This is a genomic window from Streptomyces sp. IMTB 2501 (genome assembly GCF_001953885.1).
Classification (GTDB): Bacteria; Actinomycetota; Actinomycetes; order Streptomycetales; family Streptomycetaceae; genus Streptomyces.
The window spans coordinates 248,104-263,533 of sequence record NZ_MQUS01000010.1; the positions used below are offsets into that span (position 1 = coordinate 248,104).

Sequence of the window (15,430 nt, forward strand, 5' to 3'; positions counted from 1 at the left end):
CCCGGCAGGGCCCTCTCTTGCGCAGTGAGCTGACACGATCACGGGTGACGGGTCGGACGCGGTCTCCAGCCCGCAAAGACCGTGCGGGAAAGAGGGCCGACCGGCCCTGGCCGTTCGCCCCTGACGGGGGAAGGATCTTGCGAGCGAGGCCGATCCCGTCCACGAACGGCATCGGCATGGACCGCGGAGCGAGGAGCATGCGATGGCGGACGGCGAGCAGGGCAGCCCGATCCGGGTCTTCCTGCTGGACGACCACGAGGTGGTACGGCGTGGCGTGCGCGACCTGCTGGACGACGAACCGGACATCAGCGTGATCGGCGAGGCCGGCACGGTGGCGCAGGCCGTCGTCCGCGTTCCCGCATTGCGCCCGCAGGTGGCGGTGCTGGACGTCCGGCTGCCCGACGGTGACGGCGTGAGCGTGTGCCGGGAGCTGCGCTCCCGTATGCCCGAGCTGGCCTGTCTGATGCTGACCTCCTTCGACGACGAGGAGGCCCTGCTGGACTCGATCATGGCGGGCGCCTCCGGGTACGTCCTCAAACAGATCCAGGGCTCGGACCTGGTGTCAGCCGTACGCACCGTGGCCGCGGGCCAGTCGCTCCTCGACCCGAACGCCACCACCAAGCTGATGGCCAGGCTGCGCGGCGGTCAGCAGCGGGAGGAGGAGCCGGACGGCCTGCAAGGGCTGACCGACCGGGAACAGGAGATCCTGGCCCTGATCGGTGAAGGCCTGACCAACCGCCAGATCGGCGAGCGCCTCTACCTGGCCGAGAAAACGGTGAAGAACCACATCTCGCGCCTGCTGGCCAAGCTCGGCGTGGAGCGCCGCATCCAGGCCGCTGTCATCGCCACCCAGGTCCAGGACCGGCGGAGGCGGGACGGTCGCTGAGCGCCGAAGACGTAGGCAGCCACCGCTGATTGAATTCCCCGGCACCCGAAAGCGGCCGCCGCCCCCGACATCGACGAGGGCGGCGGCCGTGGCGAGAGGATCGTGCCTCCCCCGACACGAAGCCCGCGCGGATGTCCTCACGGCTCCCGGGGCCTGCGGAAGAACCGCCCCAGCTCGAACGAGCCGTAAGGACGTGGTATGCGAGCCAGGCCTGTTGACACCGCGTCATACGAGCGACCGGCTGCAGTTCGTGGCTTCCATTGTCGGGCTCGGCGCGCTGCCGACGAGGGGCCGACAGGGCCGTGCCGTGGGCCGAACGGCCCTTGATTCCTTGTCAACGGGCCTGAGCAGTGGGCCAGTTGGGCTGACTGAGCCCCGTCCCCAGCCACTCGCGCAAGGAGCCTCACGGCGATGATGGTGCTGAGGTGGATCGCCAAGTGGCCCCCGCCAAGCACCTGTCGGACGGATCACCGCGCATGTCGACGAATCCGTTCACCGACTCCCACGTGATCCACGCCGTCGCGCTGATCGCCCTGACGGCAGCGCGCGCGGGCACCGCCCGGGGCCTGGGCCACCTGCGGGTGCGGCTGCCGGTCGTCCGCGATCGCACCTGGCTGCGCTGATCCGCACCCGGCGGGAAGGATCCCGCCCCGGACCCGTCCCGCCGACCCGCACGCGGGGCCCATGGTCCCTACTGAAGGACCAGTGGCCCCTGCCTCGCAGAACCCCCCGAACACGACCCTGGAATCGGGTCCCCTCGGGATGCCGATTCAGGAGGTGGAGAACATGCCCCGCACCATTACCGTCGGCCTCGACGGCTCGCCCGAGAGCCGCGCCGCGGCCGAATGGGCGGCCCGCGAGGCCACGCTGCGCGGACTGCCGGTGACACTCGTCCAGGTCTGGGAACCGGTACCGGAACCGATGGCCCAGGCCCCGCTCCGGGGCGTCGAGGCCTACCGGCACTGGACCGAGAAGATCCTCCGCGAGGCAGCCGAAGGCCTGCGGCTGCGCCACCCAGGCATCGACGTGACCACCGAACAGCTCTCCGGACGGCCCGCCGAAGCCCTGGTCACCGCCGCGAAGGACGCCGACCTGCTCGTCCTCGGCTCGCGCGGCCTGGGCGGGATCGGCGGCTTCCTGGTCGGCTCGGTCGGTCTCGCGGTCGTGGCGCACACCGAACGGCCCGTCGTCCTGGTTCGTGCCGGCGAGCAGGCCGCGGACGGGCACGAGAGCGACCGGGCGGGCAGCCTCGCCGCGGCCGCACCGTTCCGACCCGTCCTGCTCGGACTGGACACCGCCGACCCGGACGCGGCGCCGATCGAGTTCGCCTTCGATGCCGCCGCACGCCGCGAGGTGCCGCTACGGGTGGTGCACGGCTGGAACCCGCCCTACTACTACGCCTACGGCATGGCCGCCGACCCCGAGGTCACCGAGACTGTGGCGCGGAGCGACGCCGCCGCCCTGGACGAGGTGCTGAGCCCATGGCGGCAGAAGTACCCCGACGTCGAGGTGATCACGGAGTCCCGCTGCGGCAGCCCCTCGCTCCTCCTGACCGACGCCTCCCGCGAGGCCGGCCTGCTCGTGGTCGGCCGACGCGTCCGCCGCTCCGGGGTCGGTGCCCACATCGGCACGGTCACCCACGCCGTCCTGCACCACGCCACCGCCCCCGTCGCCGTCGTCTCACACGGCTGACACACCAACCCGCAGGAGTGGCGTGAGACGAGATGACCGGCTGCTCAGAGGCCCGCCGTGTGGTCGGGGACGTAGGTCTGCAGATCCCGCGGCGGGCGCTCGTAGCCGGTCGACGGTGGCCGCTGCGGAAGCTCCAGGACCTGCGGCGGCACCTCGTGGTACGGCACGGAGTCCAGCAGATGGGCGATCGTGTTCAGGCGGGCACGGCGCTTGTCGTCGCTCTCCACGATGTACCAGGGCGCCTCGGTGATGTCGGTGTGTACCAGCATCTCGTCCTTGGCCCGGGAGTAGGCCTCCCACCGGGTGATCGACTCCAGGTCCATCGGCGACAGCTTCCAGCGGCGCAGCGGATCCTCCAGACGGCGCCGGAAACGCTCCTGCTGCTCGCTGTCGCTCACCGAGAACCAGTACTTGCGCAGCAGAATCCCGTCCTCCACGAGCATCCGCTCGAAGATCGGGCACTGGCGCAGGAAGAGCTGGTGCTCCTGCTGCGTGCAGAAGCCCATCACGTGCTCGACGCCGGCCCGGTTGTACCAGGACCGGTCGAACAGGACGATCTCCCCGCCGGCCGGCAGATGCTCCACGTACCGCTGGAAGTACCACTGTGTGCGCTCGCGCTCGGTCGGCTTGGGCAGTGCCGCGATGCGCGCCACACGCGGGTTGAGGTATTCGGTGACCCGCTTGATGGTGCTGCCCTTGCCCGCCGCGTCGCGCCCCTCGAAGACCACGACCAGCCGGGCACCCTCGGCCCGAACCCACTCCTGCAGCTTCACCAGCTCCGTCTGCAGGCGCAGCAGTTCCTTCTCGTACACCTCACGCGTCAGTTTCGCCGTCTTCTTACCGGACATGCCCTTCACCACCCGACGACTCACCGAGTCACTCACGCACCACATACCGGGCACCAGGACGCCACCGTACGTTCCCGCGAAGAACGTACGCCACCGCCGGTCCCGGCGACCGCAACCGGACTACCTGAGGTCCCTGACCGGAAGACGGTTCACCACCATGACCGTACGAGCCGGCATCAACGGCTCCGGCCGGATCCTCCGGCCGGATCAGCCGTACCTCTGTCCCCGCGCGGCCCTCGACCCCGCGGAGGCGGGCATCCAGGACGTCCGGTGGCCCGGCCCGGCACCTACGACCTTGCCGACGCCGACTACGCGTTCCTCACCCTCGGTTGGATGACCGCCGACGCGGCCTACTCAAGGCACCCCTGGCATGAGCAGACCGCCGGCCGGCACACGCTCCGCCGGGGACCGGACCGACAGGCCCAGTCCGCAGGGAAGTTCGGCCCTGTTCCCGGGGCGGGCTCCATCGCAACCATCGATGTGCCCGCCGGATCCGCGCGACGGATACCGGCTGGGTCGGTGACCACCGTCCCTCTCCGTGCCTGCACCCCTGTGTCTCCGAGGAGTCCCATGCTTTCGCCCGAGTCGGCCGCTGTCGTCCGCGCCACCCTGCCCGCCGTCGGCGGGGCCCTGGACGAGATCACGACGCGCTTCTACCACACCATGTTCACCGAGCAGCCTGAGCTGCTGGACGGCCTGTTCAACCGCGGCAACCAGGCCAGCGGCGAGCAGCGCCGAGCCCTGGCCGCATCCATCGCGGGCTTCGCCCAGGCCCTGCTGGCCGACCCCGACGCCCGGCCGGAAGCGCTGCTGTCCCGGATCGCCCACAAACACGCGGCGCTCGGCGTCACCGAGGACCAGTACACCATCGTGCACAAGTACCTGTTCCGCGCGATCGGCGACGTACTGGGGGAGGCGGTCACGCCGGACGTGGCCGCCGCCTGGGACGAGGTGTACTGGCTGATGGCCGGCGCGCTCATAGCCCAGGAAGCCCGCCACTACCAGGAGGCACAGGTGGACCCGCGCAAGCCGTGGCGGCAATGGGCCGTGGTGGAGCGGCGGGAGGAGACCCCGGACGTGGCTTCCTTCCTGCTGCGCCCAGCCGACGACGGCCCCCTTCCGCAGGCGCGAGCCGGCCAGTACGTCAGCGTCCGGGTGTTCATGCCCGACGGCATCCACCAGACCCGCCAGTACAGCCTGTCCAACGCCCCCGGCGACAGTCTGCGGCGTATCACCGTCAAGCGGGTGGCGAGCGTCGCCGGTGCCCCCGAGGGCGAGGTCTCCAACCAGCTGCACCGCACCGTACGGGCCGGTGACGAGCTCACCCTGTCGGCTCCGTTCGGAGACGTGGTCCTCGACGACGCCGAGACCCCGCTGGTGCTCGCTTCCGCCGGCATCGGCTGCACCCCGATGGTCGGCATGCTCGAACACCTCGCAGCCACTGGCTCGACCCGGCCGGTGTGGGTCCTGCACGCCGACCGCGGCCCGGCCGACCACGCCCTGCGCGCCGAGACCCGGCGCCTGGTGGAGCAACTGCCGGACGGGCGAGCCGAGTTCTGGTACGAACAGGACGCGACCGACGAACCCGGTTCCCATCGGGGCCTGATGGACCTCGACAGCCTGGATGTGCCCGCCGACGCCGATGTGTACCTGTGCGGCTCGGTCCCCTTCATGCGAGGCGTGCGCACCCAGCTGCTCCACGCCGGCGTCCCCGCGCGCAGCATCCGCTACGAGGTCTTCGGGCCCGACCTGCGGCTGGCCCACGCCGAGGGCTGACCTGAGAGCGACATCGCCGGACTTCTGTCGCCGCGTTGCTCCATTCGGTCGGCTCTCGCGGAGTAGCCCGAACGGCCCCTGTCGGGTTCTCGGCGTGGCGGCGGAGGGTGGGTCGTACAGACCGGCATACCTGATTCCCCGACAGTTCGACCGAAGGAAAGGAACTCGGATGTCCGTCGACACGCAGCAGGCGCCCGCCCTGCTGGAGGATGACGAACTGAGGTCCCTGGACGCCCACTGGCGCGCCGCGAACTATCTGTCCGTCGGACAGATCTACCTCATGGCCGATCCACTGCTGGCCGAGCCCCTGCGCCCGGAGCACGTCAAGCCGCGGCTGCTGGGCCACTGGGGCACCTCGCCCGGCCTGAACCTCGTGTACACCCACCTCAACCGCGTCATCAAGGCCCGCGATCTGGAGGCGCTGTGCATCTGGGGCCCAGGACACGGTGGTCCCGCCGTGCTGGCCAACTCCTGGCTGGAGGGGTCGTACACCGAGACCTATCCCGACATCACGCGCGACGCGAACGGCATGGCCCGGCTGTTCCGGCAGTTCTCCTTCCCCGGCGGGGTGCCCAGTCATGTCGCCCCGGAGACGCCGGGCTCCATCCACGAGGGTGGCGAGCTGGGCTACTCGCTCTCGCACGCGTACGGGGCCGCCCTTGACAACCCCCGCCTGCTCGTCGCCTGTGTCATCGGTGACGGCGAGGCGGAGACGGGCCCGCTGGCCGCGTCCTGGCACTCCAACAAGTTCCTCGACCCGGTCGACGACGGCGCCGTGCTGCCGATCCTGCACCTCAACGGCTACAAGATCGCCAACCCGACGGTGCTGGCCCGGCTGCCCGAGACGGAACTCGACGAGCTCCTGCGCGGCTACGGCCACGACCCGATCCATGTCACCGGCCACGACCCGGGTGTCGTCCACCACGCGATGGCCCGGGCCATGGACACCGCCCTGGACCGCATCGCCGGGATCCAGCGCGCCGCGCGCGAAGGCGGAGTCACCGACCGGCCCCGATGGCCGGTGATCGTACTGCGCACTCCGAAGGGCTGGACCGGCCCTGCCGAGGTCGACGGCCTGCCCGTGGAGGGCACGTGGCGCTCCCACCAGGTCCCGCTGGCCGCCGTACGGGACAACCCGGAGCATCTGCGGCAGTTGGAGGAGTGGCTGCGGTCGTACCGCCCGGAGGAACTCTTCGACGAGCACGGCGCCCCCCGCGCCGAGGTACTGGCCTGCGTCCCCGAAGGAACTCGTCGGCTCGGCGCCACCTCGCACGCCAACGGCGGCCTGCTGCTGCGGGAGTTGCCGCTGCCTCCGCTGGAGCGTCACGCCGTCGAGGTCGACAAGCCGGGCGCCACGCTGCACGAGCCGACGCGCGTCCTCGGTGACATGCTCCAGGACGTCATGCGGGCCACCGCCGAACGCCGCGACTTCCGTCTCGTCGGGCCCGACGAGACCGCCTCCAACCGCCTCCAGGCCGTCTACGCCGCCAGCGGCAAGGCCTGGCAGGCCGTGACCCTGCCGGTGGACGAACACCTCGACCGGCACGGCCGGGTGATGGAGATCCTCTCCGAACACACCTGCCAGGGCTGGCTGGAGGGCTACCTCCTCACCGGCCGGCACGGACTGTTCTCCTGCTACGAGGCGTTCGTCCACATCGTCGACTCGATGGTCAACCAGCACATCAAGTGGCTGCGCACGACCCGTCGTCTGCCCTGGCGCGCCCCCATCGCCTCGCTCAACTACCTGCTCACGTCGCATGTGTGGCGCCAGGACCACAACGGCTTCTCGCACCAGGACCCCGGCTTCGTCGACCACATCCTCAACAAGAGCCCCGAGGCCGTACGGGTCTACTTCCCTCCGGACGCCAACACGCTGCTGTCGGTGGCCGACCACGCGCTGCGCAGCCGGGACTACGTCAACGTGATCGTGGCCGGCAAGCAGCCCTGCTTCGACTGGCTGTCGATGGAGCAGGCCGAGGCCCACTGCGCCCGGGGCGTCGGCATCTGGGAGTGGGCCGGCACCGACGACGGCTCACGCGAACCGGACGTCGTGCTGGGCTGCGCCGGCGACGTGCCCACCCAGGAGGTTCTGGCCGCCGCCCAACTGCTGCGCCGCCATCTGCCGGAACTGGCGGTGCGGGTGGTGAACGTCGTGGACATCGCCCGGCTGATGCCGAGCGAGGAACACCCGCACGGGATGAGCGACTTCGAGTACGACGGGCTGTTCACCCCGGACAAGCCGGTCCTCTTCGCCTACCACGGCTACCCGTGGCTCATCCACCGTCTGGCCTACCGGCGCGACGGTCACCGCAACCTGCATGTGCGCGGCTACAAGGAGATCGGCACCACGACCACGCCGTTCGACATGGTCGTGCGCAACGACCTCGACCGGTACCGCCTCGTCATGGACGTCATCGACCGTGTCCCCGGCCTCGCGGTCCGCGCCGCGGCCGTACGCCAGCACATGCAAGACGCCCGCAAGCGCCACCACGACTGGATCCGCGAACACGGCACGGACCTGCCCGAGGTGGCCGACTGGACCTGGGACGGCTGAGCAGCCGGGTCCTGTCCCGGGCGCGCCCCGGCGATGCGATGCCCGACAGGGCCGCCGGGGCGCGTGCAGGCAGCAGAGGGTATTGATCACCGCCGGACGGCCCTCGGGTACCGTCAGCACGATCGCCCATATGAGAGGTGCAACGAGATGAGCCACTCCGCGACCGAGGTCCGGCACCACCCGGCGGTGATCGCCCATCACGCCAAGCGTGCCGAAGATGTCCAGCTCCGTGTTGCCGACGCCATCACCAGGTTCGCCGGTTCGATGACGTTCGTCTACATCTTCGTCGGTGTCTCCTCGGGGGCTTAGCACTAGAGCTCAGGACCTGCGTCATCGCAGGTCGCCAGTGGTGAGTGCGGTATTTGATCTTGGCGGAGCGCTGCGGTCCGCGGCTGGTCGTGGCGAGTTTGTTGCTGACTCAGTGCGGATTTCGGTGACGGGGCGTCAGGTATTGGCGGCTACCCGATGGAGGGGGCCGCCTGTCCCGTCTGTGGGCAGTATCGACCTTGCGGCAGCGAAGGTCACCTGCGACGGTGGCTTTACGGTTCGTTGCGTCCAGTCAGTCGACGGTGCACGCAGCTTTTGTGCAGTACGGATGCCATGTGCAGCCGTCCTTGTCGACGAACGGATGTAGGTCGCGGTCGGCGAACCGTTCCATGGTGCGCTGCGTCGTCTGTGGGCAGGTGTCGATGCCGAACGGCGGTGTACCGCTTCGCCGCGAACACCTGCCGGCATCCGTCCTCAACGCGGCGCAGAATCGCGCGGTGCGTCTGTGCGTCTGTGCGTCTGTGCGTCTGTGCGACGGGGCCGACGGTGTTGGCGGCGATCGCGTGTGTGGGGATGGCCTCGCTCACCGGGACGTCCTTCGTGCTCTTGATCATGGCGTCGGCCTGGCCGCGGCGAACCCGCTCGGCCCGCACCCAGTTGCGCAGCGTCTTCCGGCTAATCCCCAGGTCCTTGCCGACGCCCTCGAAGGTGCGGCTCGGGTCCGACAGGCACAGCCCGACAGCGTCCGCCTTGAACTTGGGCGAGTAGACCTTCATCACCATAGGAGATCCATCCTCCCAGACCCCTGACGGGGCCGGGCTCAGAGGTGTTCACCACTCGGGCACAGCTCCCGGCGGAGGTCGGGCTTCTCCGGGACGCTCGCCCGCGGTACCCGCAATCGGCTGGACTCGTTGCTGACGGAGATCGACAGGCCGAACGATGTACGCAAGCTCGGCCTGCCTGACTTGCTGTCCACCAAGTTTGGAGGATCTGGTGGCCGCCTGGCGGCGACCCGGCCGCACTCGGCCGTCGGCGTCACTGAACCGTGCACATCCCCGGGCTCGGACTCACCTGGACGTGGCCCGAGCGACACCAGTCGTGCGCCGAGGCCGAGTGGTCCGGCGTGGGGGCCGAAGGGCCCTCCCGTCGTCCAGGGCTTGTGCGGAGAGTGGAGAGAGCAGATAGCAGGAGCCTCGTGGGGAGGTGGGCTGCGGTGATGTACTGGGATGGCGGCGGCTGGGCGTGGATGGCCTTCATGCCGTTGCTGTGGATTGCGCTGATTGCGCTGGCGGTGTGGGCGGTGATCCGTCTCGTTCAGCACCCCGCGTCTCGTGGCGAAGGCACCAGTCGCGGGCCTGCGCCGAAAGAGACACCCGAGGAGATCCTCGACCGCCGCTACGCCTCGGGCGAGATCGACACGGACACCTATACCGAGGCCCGCAAGCAGTTGGCCGTGTACCAGCGGGGGCCGGGATGACCGGGTTCCGTGGGCGCTGGCTTCCGCTGACGGTGCTGGTCGCCGCGGTGGCCGCGCTGATCGTCTCCCTGGTCTGGGCGGCGGGCGGCGGCTCTCCCTCCTGGCAGTCAGGTCCCAGGGCGATGATGGGCGTGGTGACCCGCAGTGGAGCAGTGCACAACCTGTCTGACGCCGACCGCGCCGCGGCGCGCTTCGCCGACCGGTGGGGTCTGCGCGTCGGGGAGGTCATGCAGTTCAGCAACGGCTACTATGCCCAGCTCCTCGCTTCTGACGGCGGCCGCGCCACCGAGGTCCTCATCGACCCCGGCAGCGGCACGGTCCGGCTGGAGTTCGGCCCGGCCATGATGTGGAACACCGCCTACGGCATGATGCCCGGCCCCCGCCAATCCGGCGCCGTGGCTATCGCGCCCGACCAGGCGGTGCGGATCGCCGACCGCTGGCTGAGCGAGCACCACACCGGTCTGCACGCCGCCGAACCCGACCGGTTCCCCGGCTACTACACCCTGCACACCCTCCGCGGCGACCGCATCGTCGGTATGCTCTCGGTCAACTCCGGCACCGGTGACGTCTGGTACCACGCCTGGCACGGCCGCTTCATCCAGATGCGAGAGCAGCCCAACAAGACATGACGAAACCCGCGGGCGGGAATCCGGCGGGCGGCGGTCAGCAGCTCGGCCACATGATCGCCGGCCGGTTCGTACACCACCGTCGTGCCGGTGCGAGTGGCGGTGACGATCCCGGAGCGGCGCAGCACCGTCGGCTGCTATGAGAGGTTCGACAGCTCGACCTCGATGCCGCGAGCAGTTCTCGCACCGGTTTCGGGCCGTCCTGCAGCAGCTCCAGCACCCGGATACGCACCGGATGCCCCCGCATCCGGAAGAACCCGGATGGTGTCAGCGCAGATCGTGGCTGCGGCCAGTACGGCACCGTCGAGCACGAGGCGGGGTGCGACGGTGAGCATGAACTGGTCCTTGCGGCTGGCCGGTTCGCTCTCCATGGCGTTGACGACGGCCACGGCGTTCCGCAACAGCGCGCAACTTGCGGGCCGTGGGAAAGCTTGCGCTCCGCCCGGTGAGCCCGGCCGCCTCGACGGCCTCCACCAGCGGCATGGGCGTACGGCTGCCACCGACCGTGGTGACCGGGGGCGGCCCGTAGCGCCCGAGATGGTCGGTCAGGGTGGCTGGACGCCAGGTGGCGTACCAGCCATCCAGGAGCCGCGCACCGCCTCGCTCGTCGTGGTCGACAACCGTCGGCCAGCGTGAACATCCTGAGTGCCAAGGTTCGCTGACTGCGACTCGATCCAGCGCTACGAACCCCGGCTACATGCATCCGGCGTGCACCGCGCCTCCGGCAGTGGGCTCAGGACTTTCCGTGCCCGGCCGACTGCTTGAGGCTGCAGTCTTCGATGCCGGGTTCCAGTCTGTTGACCACGCCGACGACGCCCTCCACGCGCCATGCCGACCGAACCGCCAGAGGGACGTCACTTGGGCGGTGGATGAGCCCCTCCAGCGTGACCATGCCGTCCCGCACGGAGACGGCGACCGCGCCGGATGGCAAACCCAGCGCCGCGATCAGGACCTCGTCGATCACCTGCCGGCGGATGTCCTCGTCCGTACGCAGGAAGACCCGCAGCAGGTCGCGGCGGGTGGCGATGCCGATGAGACGGTCCTCCTCGTCCACCACAGGGAGCCGATCGACACCCTGACGTTCCATGAGCCGTGCGGCGTCCGAGACACTTTGTTCCGGATGAATCGTGACCGCGGGGCTCGCCATCAGTTCTTCCGCGGTCGTCGTGGCCGCGCAGCCGGGGGCGAGATCGGTGTCGGCGACCACACCGACCACCTTGTCGTCGTGGTCGACGACGGGCAGTGCGCTGATGCGGTGCAGGTCCAGCAGCCGTGCCAGGTGGTCCAGCGGCGTCTGGCGGCGTGCGCGGACGACCTCGTCGGTCATGACCTCGCCGACGGTGCGCGCCTTCATGGTCCTTCCCTCCTTCAGCGGTGCGGGCGGGAGGGCGGCAGACCGGCCGCCCTGTTCTTCAGCCTCGCCGCCGCCCGCGCCGCCGACCAGGGCCGAGACGTGCACGAAGGAGGGCCGACCCGCCCGTGCCCCGGAGGGCCGGGAGACTCCGATTCCGGGGGCTGACCGCCCCGCCGCGGCGCCACGGCAGGGGAGCGGCCGGGCTGCGAGACGCTTCCCCTCGGTGCGGGACCCGGGGAGCCGCCGGGGATCCGTGCCCTCCTACTGCCGAACACCGTGAGAGCAGGGCCGACCGGCCCTGGTCCTTCGGCCCGGATTCGACAAGGATCACGGTACGGAAACCGGCGAGTACGGTCAGTACGGTCCGTGCAGGGACAGCGGTGAGGAACGCGGAGCGGTGGAGAAAGTGACAGCGGAGCGCGAGCGGCCCGGCCCCGGCGATCCGGTCCGGGTCTTCCTCCTGGACGACCACGAGGTGGTACGACGTGGGGTGCGCGACCTGCTGGACGACGAGCCGGACATCAGTGCGATCGGCGAGGCCGGCACGGTGGAGCAGGCCTTGGTGCGCGTACCCGCGCTGCGCCCGCAGGTGGCGGTCCTCGACGTCCGGCTCCCCGACGGCGAGGGCGTGACCGTCTGCCGTGAGCTGCGTTCACGTATGCCGGACCTGGCCTGCCTGATGCTCACCTCCTTCGACGACGAGGAGGCGCTGCTCGACTCGATCATGGCGGGCGCGCCCGGCTACGTCCTGAAGCAGATCCAGGGCCCGGAGCCTTCGTCCAGGCGTTCACGCCCGCTCTGGCGCCGGTGGGCACGATCGCGTTCCTGGCGATGGCCGCCGCGCTCGGCGCGGGCAGCGGTGCCGTTCGCCCTCGTCGCGCTGCTCGCCCCGACGAACGAGGTCGGCTCGGCCACCGGCGTCGTGGGCGCCACGGGCGGCCTCGGCGGCTTCGTCCCGCCACTGGTGGTGGGCTCGCTGTGCGGCGCCTACGGCTCGTACGGGCTCGGTCTGGTCCTGCTCTCGGCGGTGGCCGCCGCGGCCCTGCTCTTCACCGGCACGGGGGTACGGCGCACGGTCACCCAGCGCGTCGCTGCAGCCCACGTCCACTGATCAGAGGAGGATCGCTCGATGTGTGAGTACTGCGGCTGCCAGGCGCTGGAATCCATCGACCAGCTGACCCTGGAGCACGAGACGGTGGTGCGTCTCATCAGCCACGTCCGCGATGCCCGGCGCGACGGTAAGGTCACGCGTATGGCGGAGCTGGCCCGGGAGATCGCCGCCGTGCTCGGCCCGCATACCGAGGTCGAGGAGCGGGGCCTGTACCCCGCCCTGGCCGCCGACTTCCCCGACAAGATCGCCGCCTTGGAGGCCGAGCACCGCCGCATCGAGGCCGTGCTGGCCGAGGCGGACGGACCGTTCCTGACCGATCCCACCTGGCCGGACCGCCTGATCGAGGTGCTCGACCTGCTGCGTGCGCACATCCTCAAGGAACAGGACGGCGTGTTCCCCGCAGCCCTGGCCGTGCTGGACACCGAGCAGTGGGAGGCCGTCGAAGCGGTCCGTGCCCGGGTCGGCACGCGCATGCCGCAGCCGGCTACCTGACGTCTCTCCTTCGTCGTCTCCCTCGGCTTCCTCGTCCCGCCCGTCCGCCCGGCGCGCCGCTGCCGCCGGGCGGACGGCTGCAGCGCCGGGACGGGGCCCGACTGGCGCTGATCGGGCCGTGACTTGCCCGTGCCCCTGGGGAAGAGCTCATGCTCGGCCGGTAGACGGATTGATCACGATCGGAGAGCCGGACGTCCGTACCCGGCTGAGCCGGTGGACGCTGCGGCTGTAACGGGACCGCGGCCCCGCTCGTGCCCGCCCGGGTGGCGGAAGCGGGGCGAGCGCGCTGGTACGGGGCGCACCAGGTGGAGCGGGCCTGGTTGATCGGCCTGATGAGGTCGGTGGGGATGCCGCTTGCTTGCATCACCCAGGTGCTGCGGGCGCAGGACGCCTCGGGGTACGGGCCGTGGCGGAGTGCTGGAGGGCACGGCCGCTCGCCCGTGTGACGTACCTGAGCAACTGGTGGTTACCCTGCCGGGGGGAAGGTGAAGTCCGCCGGGCTGCCGGGCTTCTTTGAGGCCGCGACCGGCGAGCTGTTCGCGCTCCTTGTCGCCCCGGCGGGACTGTCCCTGTCCGATGCCGGCGGCCTTGCACGACAGGAGGGTGCTCTGGCCGGCGCGTCGGGGGCTGAGCCCGGCCCGTCCGGCCCGCATCTGCCCGACGTGGGGGACTGGACGTGGGACGGCTGAGAACGGAGTGATCGCCACGTGAGAGGTGTGCCGAGATGAGTCAGTCCGCGACCGAGGTCCGGCACCACCCCGGTGGTCGTCCACCACCGCAGGCGTACCGAAGACGTCCAGCTGCGTGTCGCCGACGCCATCACCAGATTCGCCGGATCGATGCCGTTCGTCTACATCCACGCGGTCGTCTTCGCCGTCTGGATGGTGTTCCTCGAATCGAGCCCCTGGCCGACGCTGACCCTCGTGGTGTCGCTGGAAGCGATCTTCCTGTCGACATTCGTCATGATCGGTCAGAACCGGCAGGCGGCCTTCCAGCAGATCAAGGCCGACCACGACTTCGTCGAGCAGGAGCTGGAGCTCAAGACCAACACCGAGCTGACCCGGGCCATCCATGTGATGACCACGGAACTCCACAGGCGTCTGATCGACGGTGAAGGCGAGCAGTAGCCATATCAGGCCATGGAGGGCAGCGGGACGACCCACTCGACGACGGTGCCGCTCGGTTGGTTCGAGGACAGGCTGAAAGTGCCGCCCAGATCCTGCGCGCGCTTGCGGAGGTTGGCCAGGTCGCTGCGGCGGGTGACCGCCGGGTCGATCCCGCGGCCGTTGTCGGCCACACGCGGTTTCAGGTCGGCGTCGGTGGCCTCGACGCTGACGTCGACCGTGGTGGCGTGTGCGTGCCGGGTGGTGTTGGACAGGGCCTCGCCGAGCACGGCCGGCAACTGCTCGGTCCGTTCGGCGGACACGGCCGTGTCCAGCAGCCCGGTCATGCGCAGTGCCGGGGTGAAGCCGAGCGATTCGGCTGACCGTTCGGTGGCCGCCACCAACTGGGCGCGCGGCCCGCTGCCACGACGCGCCTGATCGTGCTCGTGCAGGCCGTAAATGGTGGATCGGATGATCTTGATGGTGTCATCCTGGTCGTCCCACGACGCGCTGGATCCGCTCGCCGACCTGGGGGCGGTCGGCGACACTGCCCAGCGTGGACTGCAGGGACAGCGCGTCGGCGAACAGCCGCTGGATGACCAGGTCGTGCAGATCTCGGGCGATCCTGTCGCGGTCGTTCAACACGAGCATGCGCTCGGTGGCGCACCGGTGCTCGGCGACGTGCATGGCCAGCGCGGCCTGGTTGCCGAAGCCGGTGACCATGTCGATCACGGCGTCGGTGAAGAGCGAAGCCCCCGGTACGTTCGCCACCTGCAGCACCCCGCGGACATGTTCCGGGGTGCCCAGCGGGACGAAGAACGCCGGTCCCAGCGCCACCACCGAGGCGCTGCCGCCCTCGGCGCGTGGGTCGGCGCTCACGCGTCGCTGGTGATCGTCTCACCGGACTCGAAGACCTTCGCCGCCAGCGCCGTGGCGGGCAGTACCAGCCCATGCACCTGCTCCGCCGGTGCTCCCGAGGCGACCTCGATGACCAGCTCTCCGCGATCGCCGACCGGCACCGCCAGAGTGACTAGGTCCGCGCCGGCCATTTCCCGCACGGTGGTCACGATGGACTCCAGCACCACGGCGGATCCGCGCCCGACAGCAGGCTGCGGGTCAGCTCGTTGCTGGCCGGCAGCCACCGCTGCCGGCGGTGCGCGTCCTCGTACGGCCGGGCGTTGTCGATCGCCACACCGGCCGCAGCGGCCAGGGTCCGCAGTACCGCCTCGTCGTCGGTGTCGGCG

18 protein-coding genes and 2 pseudogenes are annotated in these 15,430 nt (G+C 70.3%); 12 read left to right on the plus strand and 8 right to left on the minus strand.

Annotation, left to right across the window (positions count from 1 at the left end):
* Positions 1-202: 202 nt before the first annotated feature.
* The 3 genes from AV521_RS19700 to AV521_RS19710 all read left to right on the plus strand — a co-directional run bounded on the left by AV521_RS19700 (position 203) and on the right by AV521_RS19710 (position 2,578).
* Positions 203-886: a response regulator transcription factor gene (locus AV521_RS19700; RefSeq protein WP_076089758.1), complete on the plus strand. Its 684-nt coding sequence runs from the start codon at positions 203-205 to the stop codon at positions 884-886.
* 476 nt (positions 887-1,362) lie between these two features.
* Positions 1,363-1,509, plus strand: coding sequence for a hypothetical protein (locus AV521_RS49350; protein ID WP_179023232.1), 147 nt, complete (start codon positions 1,363-1,365; stop codon positions 1,507-1,509).
* 163 nt (positions 1,510-1,672) lie between these two features.
* Positions 1,673-2,578, plus strand: coding sequence for a universal stress protein (locus tag AV521_RS19710; RefSeq protein ID WP_076089822.1), 906 nt, complete (start codon positions 1,673-1,675; stop codon positions 2,576-2,578).
* Between the two features lie 44 nt (positions 2,579-2,622).
* Here the strand turns inward: AV521_RS19710 and ppk2 are convergent, their stop codons facing one another.
* A complete protein-coding gene (ppk2, locus tag AV521_RS19715; RefSeq protein WP_076089823.1) occupies positions 2,623-3,426 on the minus strand; it encodes a polyphosphate kinase 2 in 804 nt (267 codons plus the stop codon).
* 570 nt (positions 3,427-3,996) lie between these two features.
* On the opposite strand from ppk2, the gene AV521_RS19720 reads away from it, so the two are divergent.
* The 3 genes from AV521_RS19720 (at position 3,997) to AV521_RS49355 (ending at position 8,065) form a co-directional block, all read left to right on the plus strand.
* On the plus strand, positions 3,997-5,202 hold the full coding sequence (locus AV521_RS19720; protein ID WP_076089760.1) for a globin domain-containing protein: 1,206 nt from the start codon (positions 3,997-3,999) through the stop codon (positions 5,200-5,202).
* Between the two features lie 169 nt (positions 5,203-5,371).
* A complete protein-coding gene (locus AV521_RS19725; RefSeq protein WP_076089761.1) occupies positions 5,372-7,756 on the plus strand; it encodes a phosphoketolase in 2,385 nt (794 codons plus the stop codon).
* A gap of 147 nt (positions 7,757-7,903) precedes the next feature.
* Positions 7,904-8,065 (plus strand): hypothetical protein, encoded by a 162-nt coding sequence (locus tag AV521_RS49355; RefSeq protein ID WP_179023208.1) that lies wholly within the window; start codon positions 7,904-7,906, stop codon positions 8,063-8,065.
* 583 nt (positions 8,066-8,648) lie between these two features.
* Here the strand turns inward: AV521_RS49355 and AV521_RS50985 are convergent.
* Positions 8,649-8,805, minus strand: a pseudogene (locus AV521_RS50985) (transposase); the annotation flags it as partial.
* A 431-nt stretch (positions 8,806-9,236) separates the two neighbouring features.
* Here AV521_RS50985 and AV521_RS19735 point away from each other — a divergent pair.
* Entirely contained in the window at positions 9,237-9,500 is a 264-nt protein-coding gene (locus AV521_RS19735) for an SHOCT domain-containing protein (RefSeq protein ID WP_076089824.1), read from the plus strand.
* Positions 9,497-10,129 (plus strand): hypothetical protein, encoded by a 633-nt coding sequence (locus AV521_RS19740; protein ID WP_076089763.1) that lies wholly within the window; start codon positions 9,497-9,499, stop codon positions 10,127-10,129. The genes AV521_RS19735 and AV521_RS19740 overlap by 4 nt, the downstream gene beginning before the upstream one ends.
* A gap of 17 nt (positions 10,130-10,146) precedes the next feature.
* Here the strand turns inward: AV521_RS19740 and AV521_RS49360 are convergent.
* A pseudogene (locus AV521_RS49360) lies at positions 10,147-10,373 on the minus strand (ArsR/SmtB family transcription factor); the annotation flags it as partial.
* A 486-nt stretch (positions 10,374-10,859) separates the two neighbouring features.
* Positions 10,860-11,480 carry a CBS domain-containing protein gene (locus tag AV521_RS19755; RefSeq protein ID WP_107480956.1) on the minus strand — a complete coding sequence of 207 codons (621 nt, stop codon included), beginning with the start codon at positions 11,478-11,480 and terminating at the stop codon, positions 10,860-10,862.
* A 397-nt stretch (positions 11,481-11,877) separates the two neighbouring features.
* Here AV521_RS19755 and AV521_RS52275 point away from each other — a divergent pair, with 397 nt between their 5' ends.
* The 4 genes from AV521_RS52275 to AV521_RS19785 all read left to right on the plus strand — a co-directional run bounded on the left by AV521_RS52275 (position 11,878) and on the right by AV521_RS19785 (position 14,210).
* Positions 11,878-12,591: a response regulator transcription factor gene (locus AV521_RS52275; protein WP_305965177.1), complete on the plus strand. Its 714-nt coding sequence runs from the start codon at positions 11,878-11,880 to the stop codon at positions 12,589-12,591.
* 18 nt (positions 12,592-12,609) lie between these two features.
* Complete coding sequence (locus AV521_RS19770) at positions 12,610-13,083, plus strand: hemerythrin domain-containing protein (RefSeq protein ID WP_076089764.1); 474 nt, start codon at positions 12,610-12,612, stop codon at positions 13,081-13,083.
* A gap of 485 nt (positions 13,084-13,568) precedes the next feature.
* Positions 13,569-13,772, plus strand: coding sequence for a hypothetical protein (locus tag AV521_RS19780; protein ID WP_076089766.1), 204 nt, complete (start codon positions 13,569-13,571; stop codon positions 13,770-13,772).
* Positions 13,773-13,844: 72 nt separating this feature from the next.
* Positions 13,845-14,210, plus strand: a complete 366-nt coding sequence (locus AV521_RS19785; RefSeq protein WP_076089767.1) for a DUF1003 domain-containing protein — start codon at positions 13,845-13,847, stop codon at positions 14,208-14,210.
* Between the two features lie 5 nt (positions 14,211-14,215).
* On the opposite strand, the gene AV521_RS52710 is transcribed toward AV521_RS19785, so the two are convergent.
* Genes AV521_RS52710 through AV521_RS52725 form a run of 4 tightly spaced genes read right to left on the minus strand, consistent with a single transcriptional unit; the run spans position 14,216 to position 15,378 of the window.
* Complete coding sequence (locus AV521_RS52710; RefSeq protein ID WP_256725630.1) at positions 14,216-14,734, minus strand: ATP-binding protein; 519 nt, start codon at positions 14,732-14,734, stop codon at positions 14,216-14,218.
* Entirely contained in the window at positions 14,673-15,065 is a 393-nt protein-coding gene (locus AV521_RS52715) for a histidine kinase (protein ID WP_371917048.1), read from the minus strand. Before AV521_RS52715 ends, AV521_RS52710 begins: the two co-directional genes overlap by 62 nt.
* Positions 15,062-15,253: a hypothetical protein gene (locus AV521_RS52720; protein ID WP_107480957.1), complete on the minus strand. Its 192-nt coding sequence runs from the start codon at positions 15,251-15,253 to the stop codon at positions 15,062-15,064. Before AV521_RS52720 ends, AV521_RS52715 begins: the two co-directional genes overlap by 4 nt.
* Positions 15,250-15,378, minus strand: a complete 129-nt coding sequence (locus AV521_RS52725; protein WP_371917049.1) for a hypothetical protein — start codon at positions 15,376-15,378, stop codon at positions 15,250-15,252. Before AV521_RS52725 ends, AV521_RS52720 begins: the two co-directional genes overlap by 4 nt.
* Positions 15,379-15,430: the final 52 nt, after the last annotated feature.

Bases quoted from the DNA above. Each gene is read 5' to 3' on its own strand.
- AV521_RS19700 (WP_076089758.1), top strand. From the start codon at position 203: ATGGCGGACGGCGAGCAGGGCAGCCCGATCCGGGTCTTCCTGCTGGAC.
- AV521_RS49350 (WP_179023232.1), top strand. From the start codon at position 1,363: ATGTCGACGAATCCGTTCACCGACTCCCACGTGATCCACGCCGTCGCG.
- AV521_RS19710 (WP_076089822.1), top strand. From the start codon at position 1,673: ATGCCCCGCACCATTACCGTCGGCCTCGACGGCTCGCCCGAGAGCCGC.
- ppk2 (WP_076089823.1), bottom strand. From the start codon at position 3,426: ATGTCCGGTAAGAAGACGGCGAAACTGACGCGTGAGGTGTACGAGAAG.
- AV521_RS19720 (WP_076089760.1), top strand. From the start codon at position 3,997: ATGCTTTCGCCCGAGTCGGCCGCTGTCGTCCGCGCCACCCTGCCCGCC.
- AV521_RS19725 (WP_076089761.1), top strand. From the start codon at position 5,372: ATGTCCGTCGACACGCAGCAGGCGCCCGCCCTGCTGGAGGATGACGAA.
- AV521_RS49355 (WP_179023208.1), top strand. From the start codon at position 7,904: ATGAGCCACTCCGCGACCGAGGTCCGGCACCACCCGGCGGTGATCGCC.
- AV521_RS19740 (WP_076089763.1), top strand. From the start codon at position 9,497: ATGACCGGGTTCCGTGGGCGCTGGCTTCCGCTGACGGTGCTGGTCGCC.
- AV521_RS19755 (WP_107480956.1), bottom strand. From the start codon at position 11,480: ATGAAGGCGCGCACCGTCGGCGAGGTCATGACCGACGAGGTCGTCCGC.
- AV521_RS19770 (WP_076089764.1), top strand. From the start codon at position 12,610: ATGTGTGAGTACTGCGGCTGCCAGGCGCTGGAATCCATCGACCAGCTG.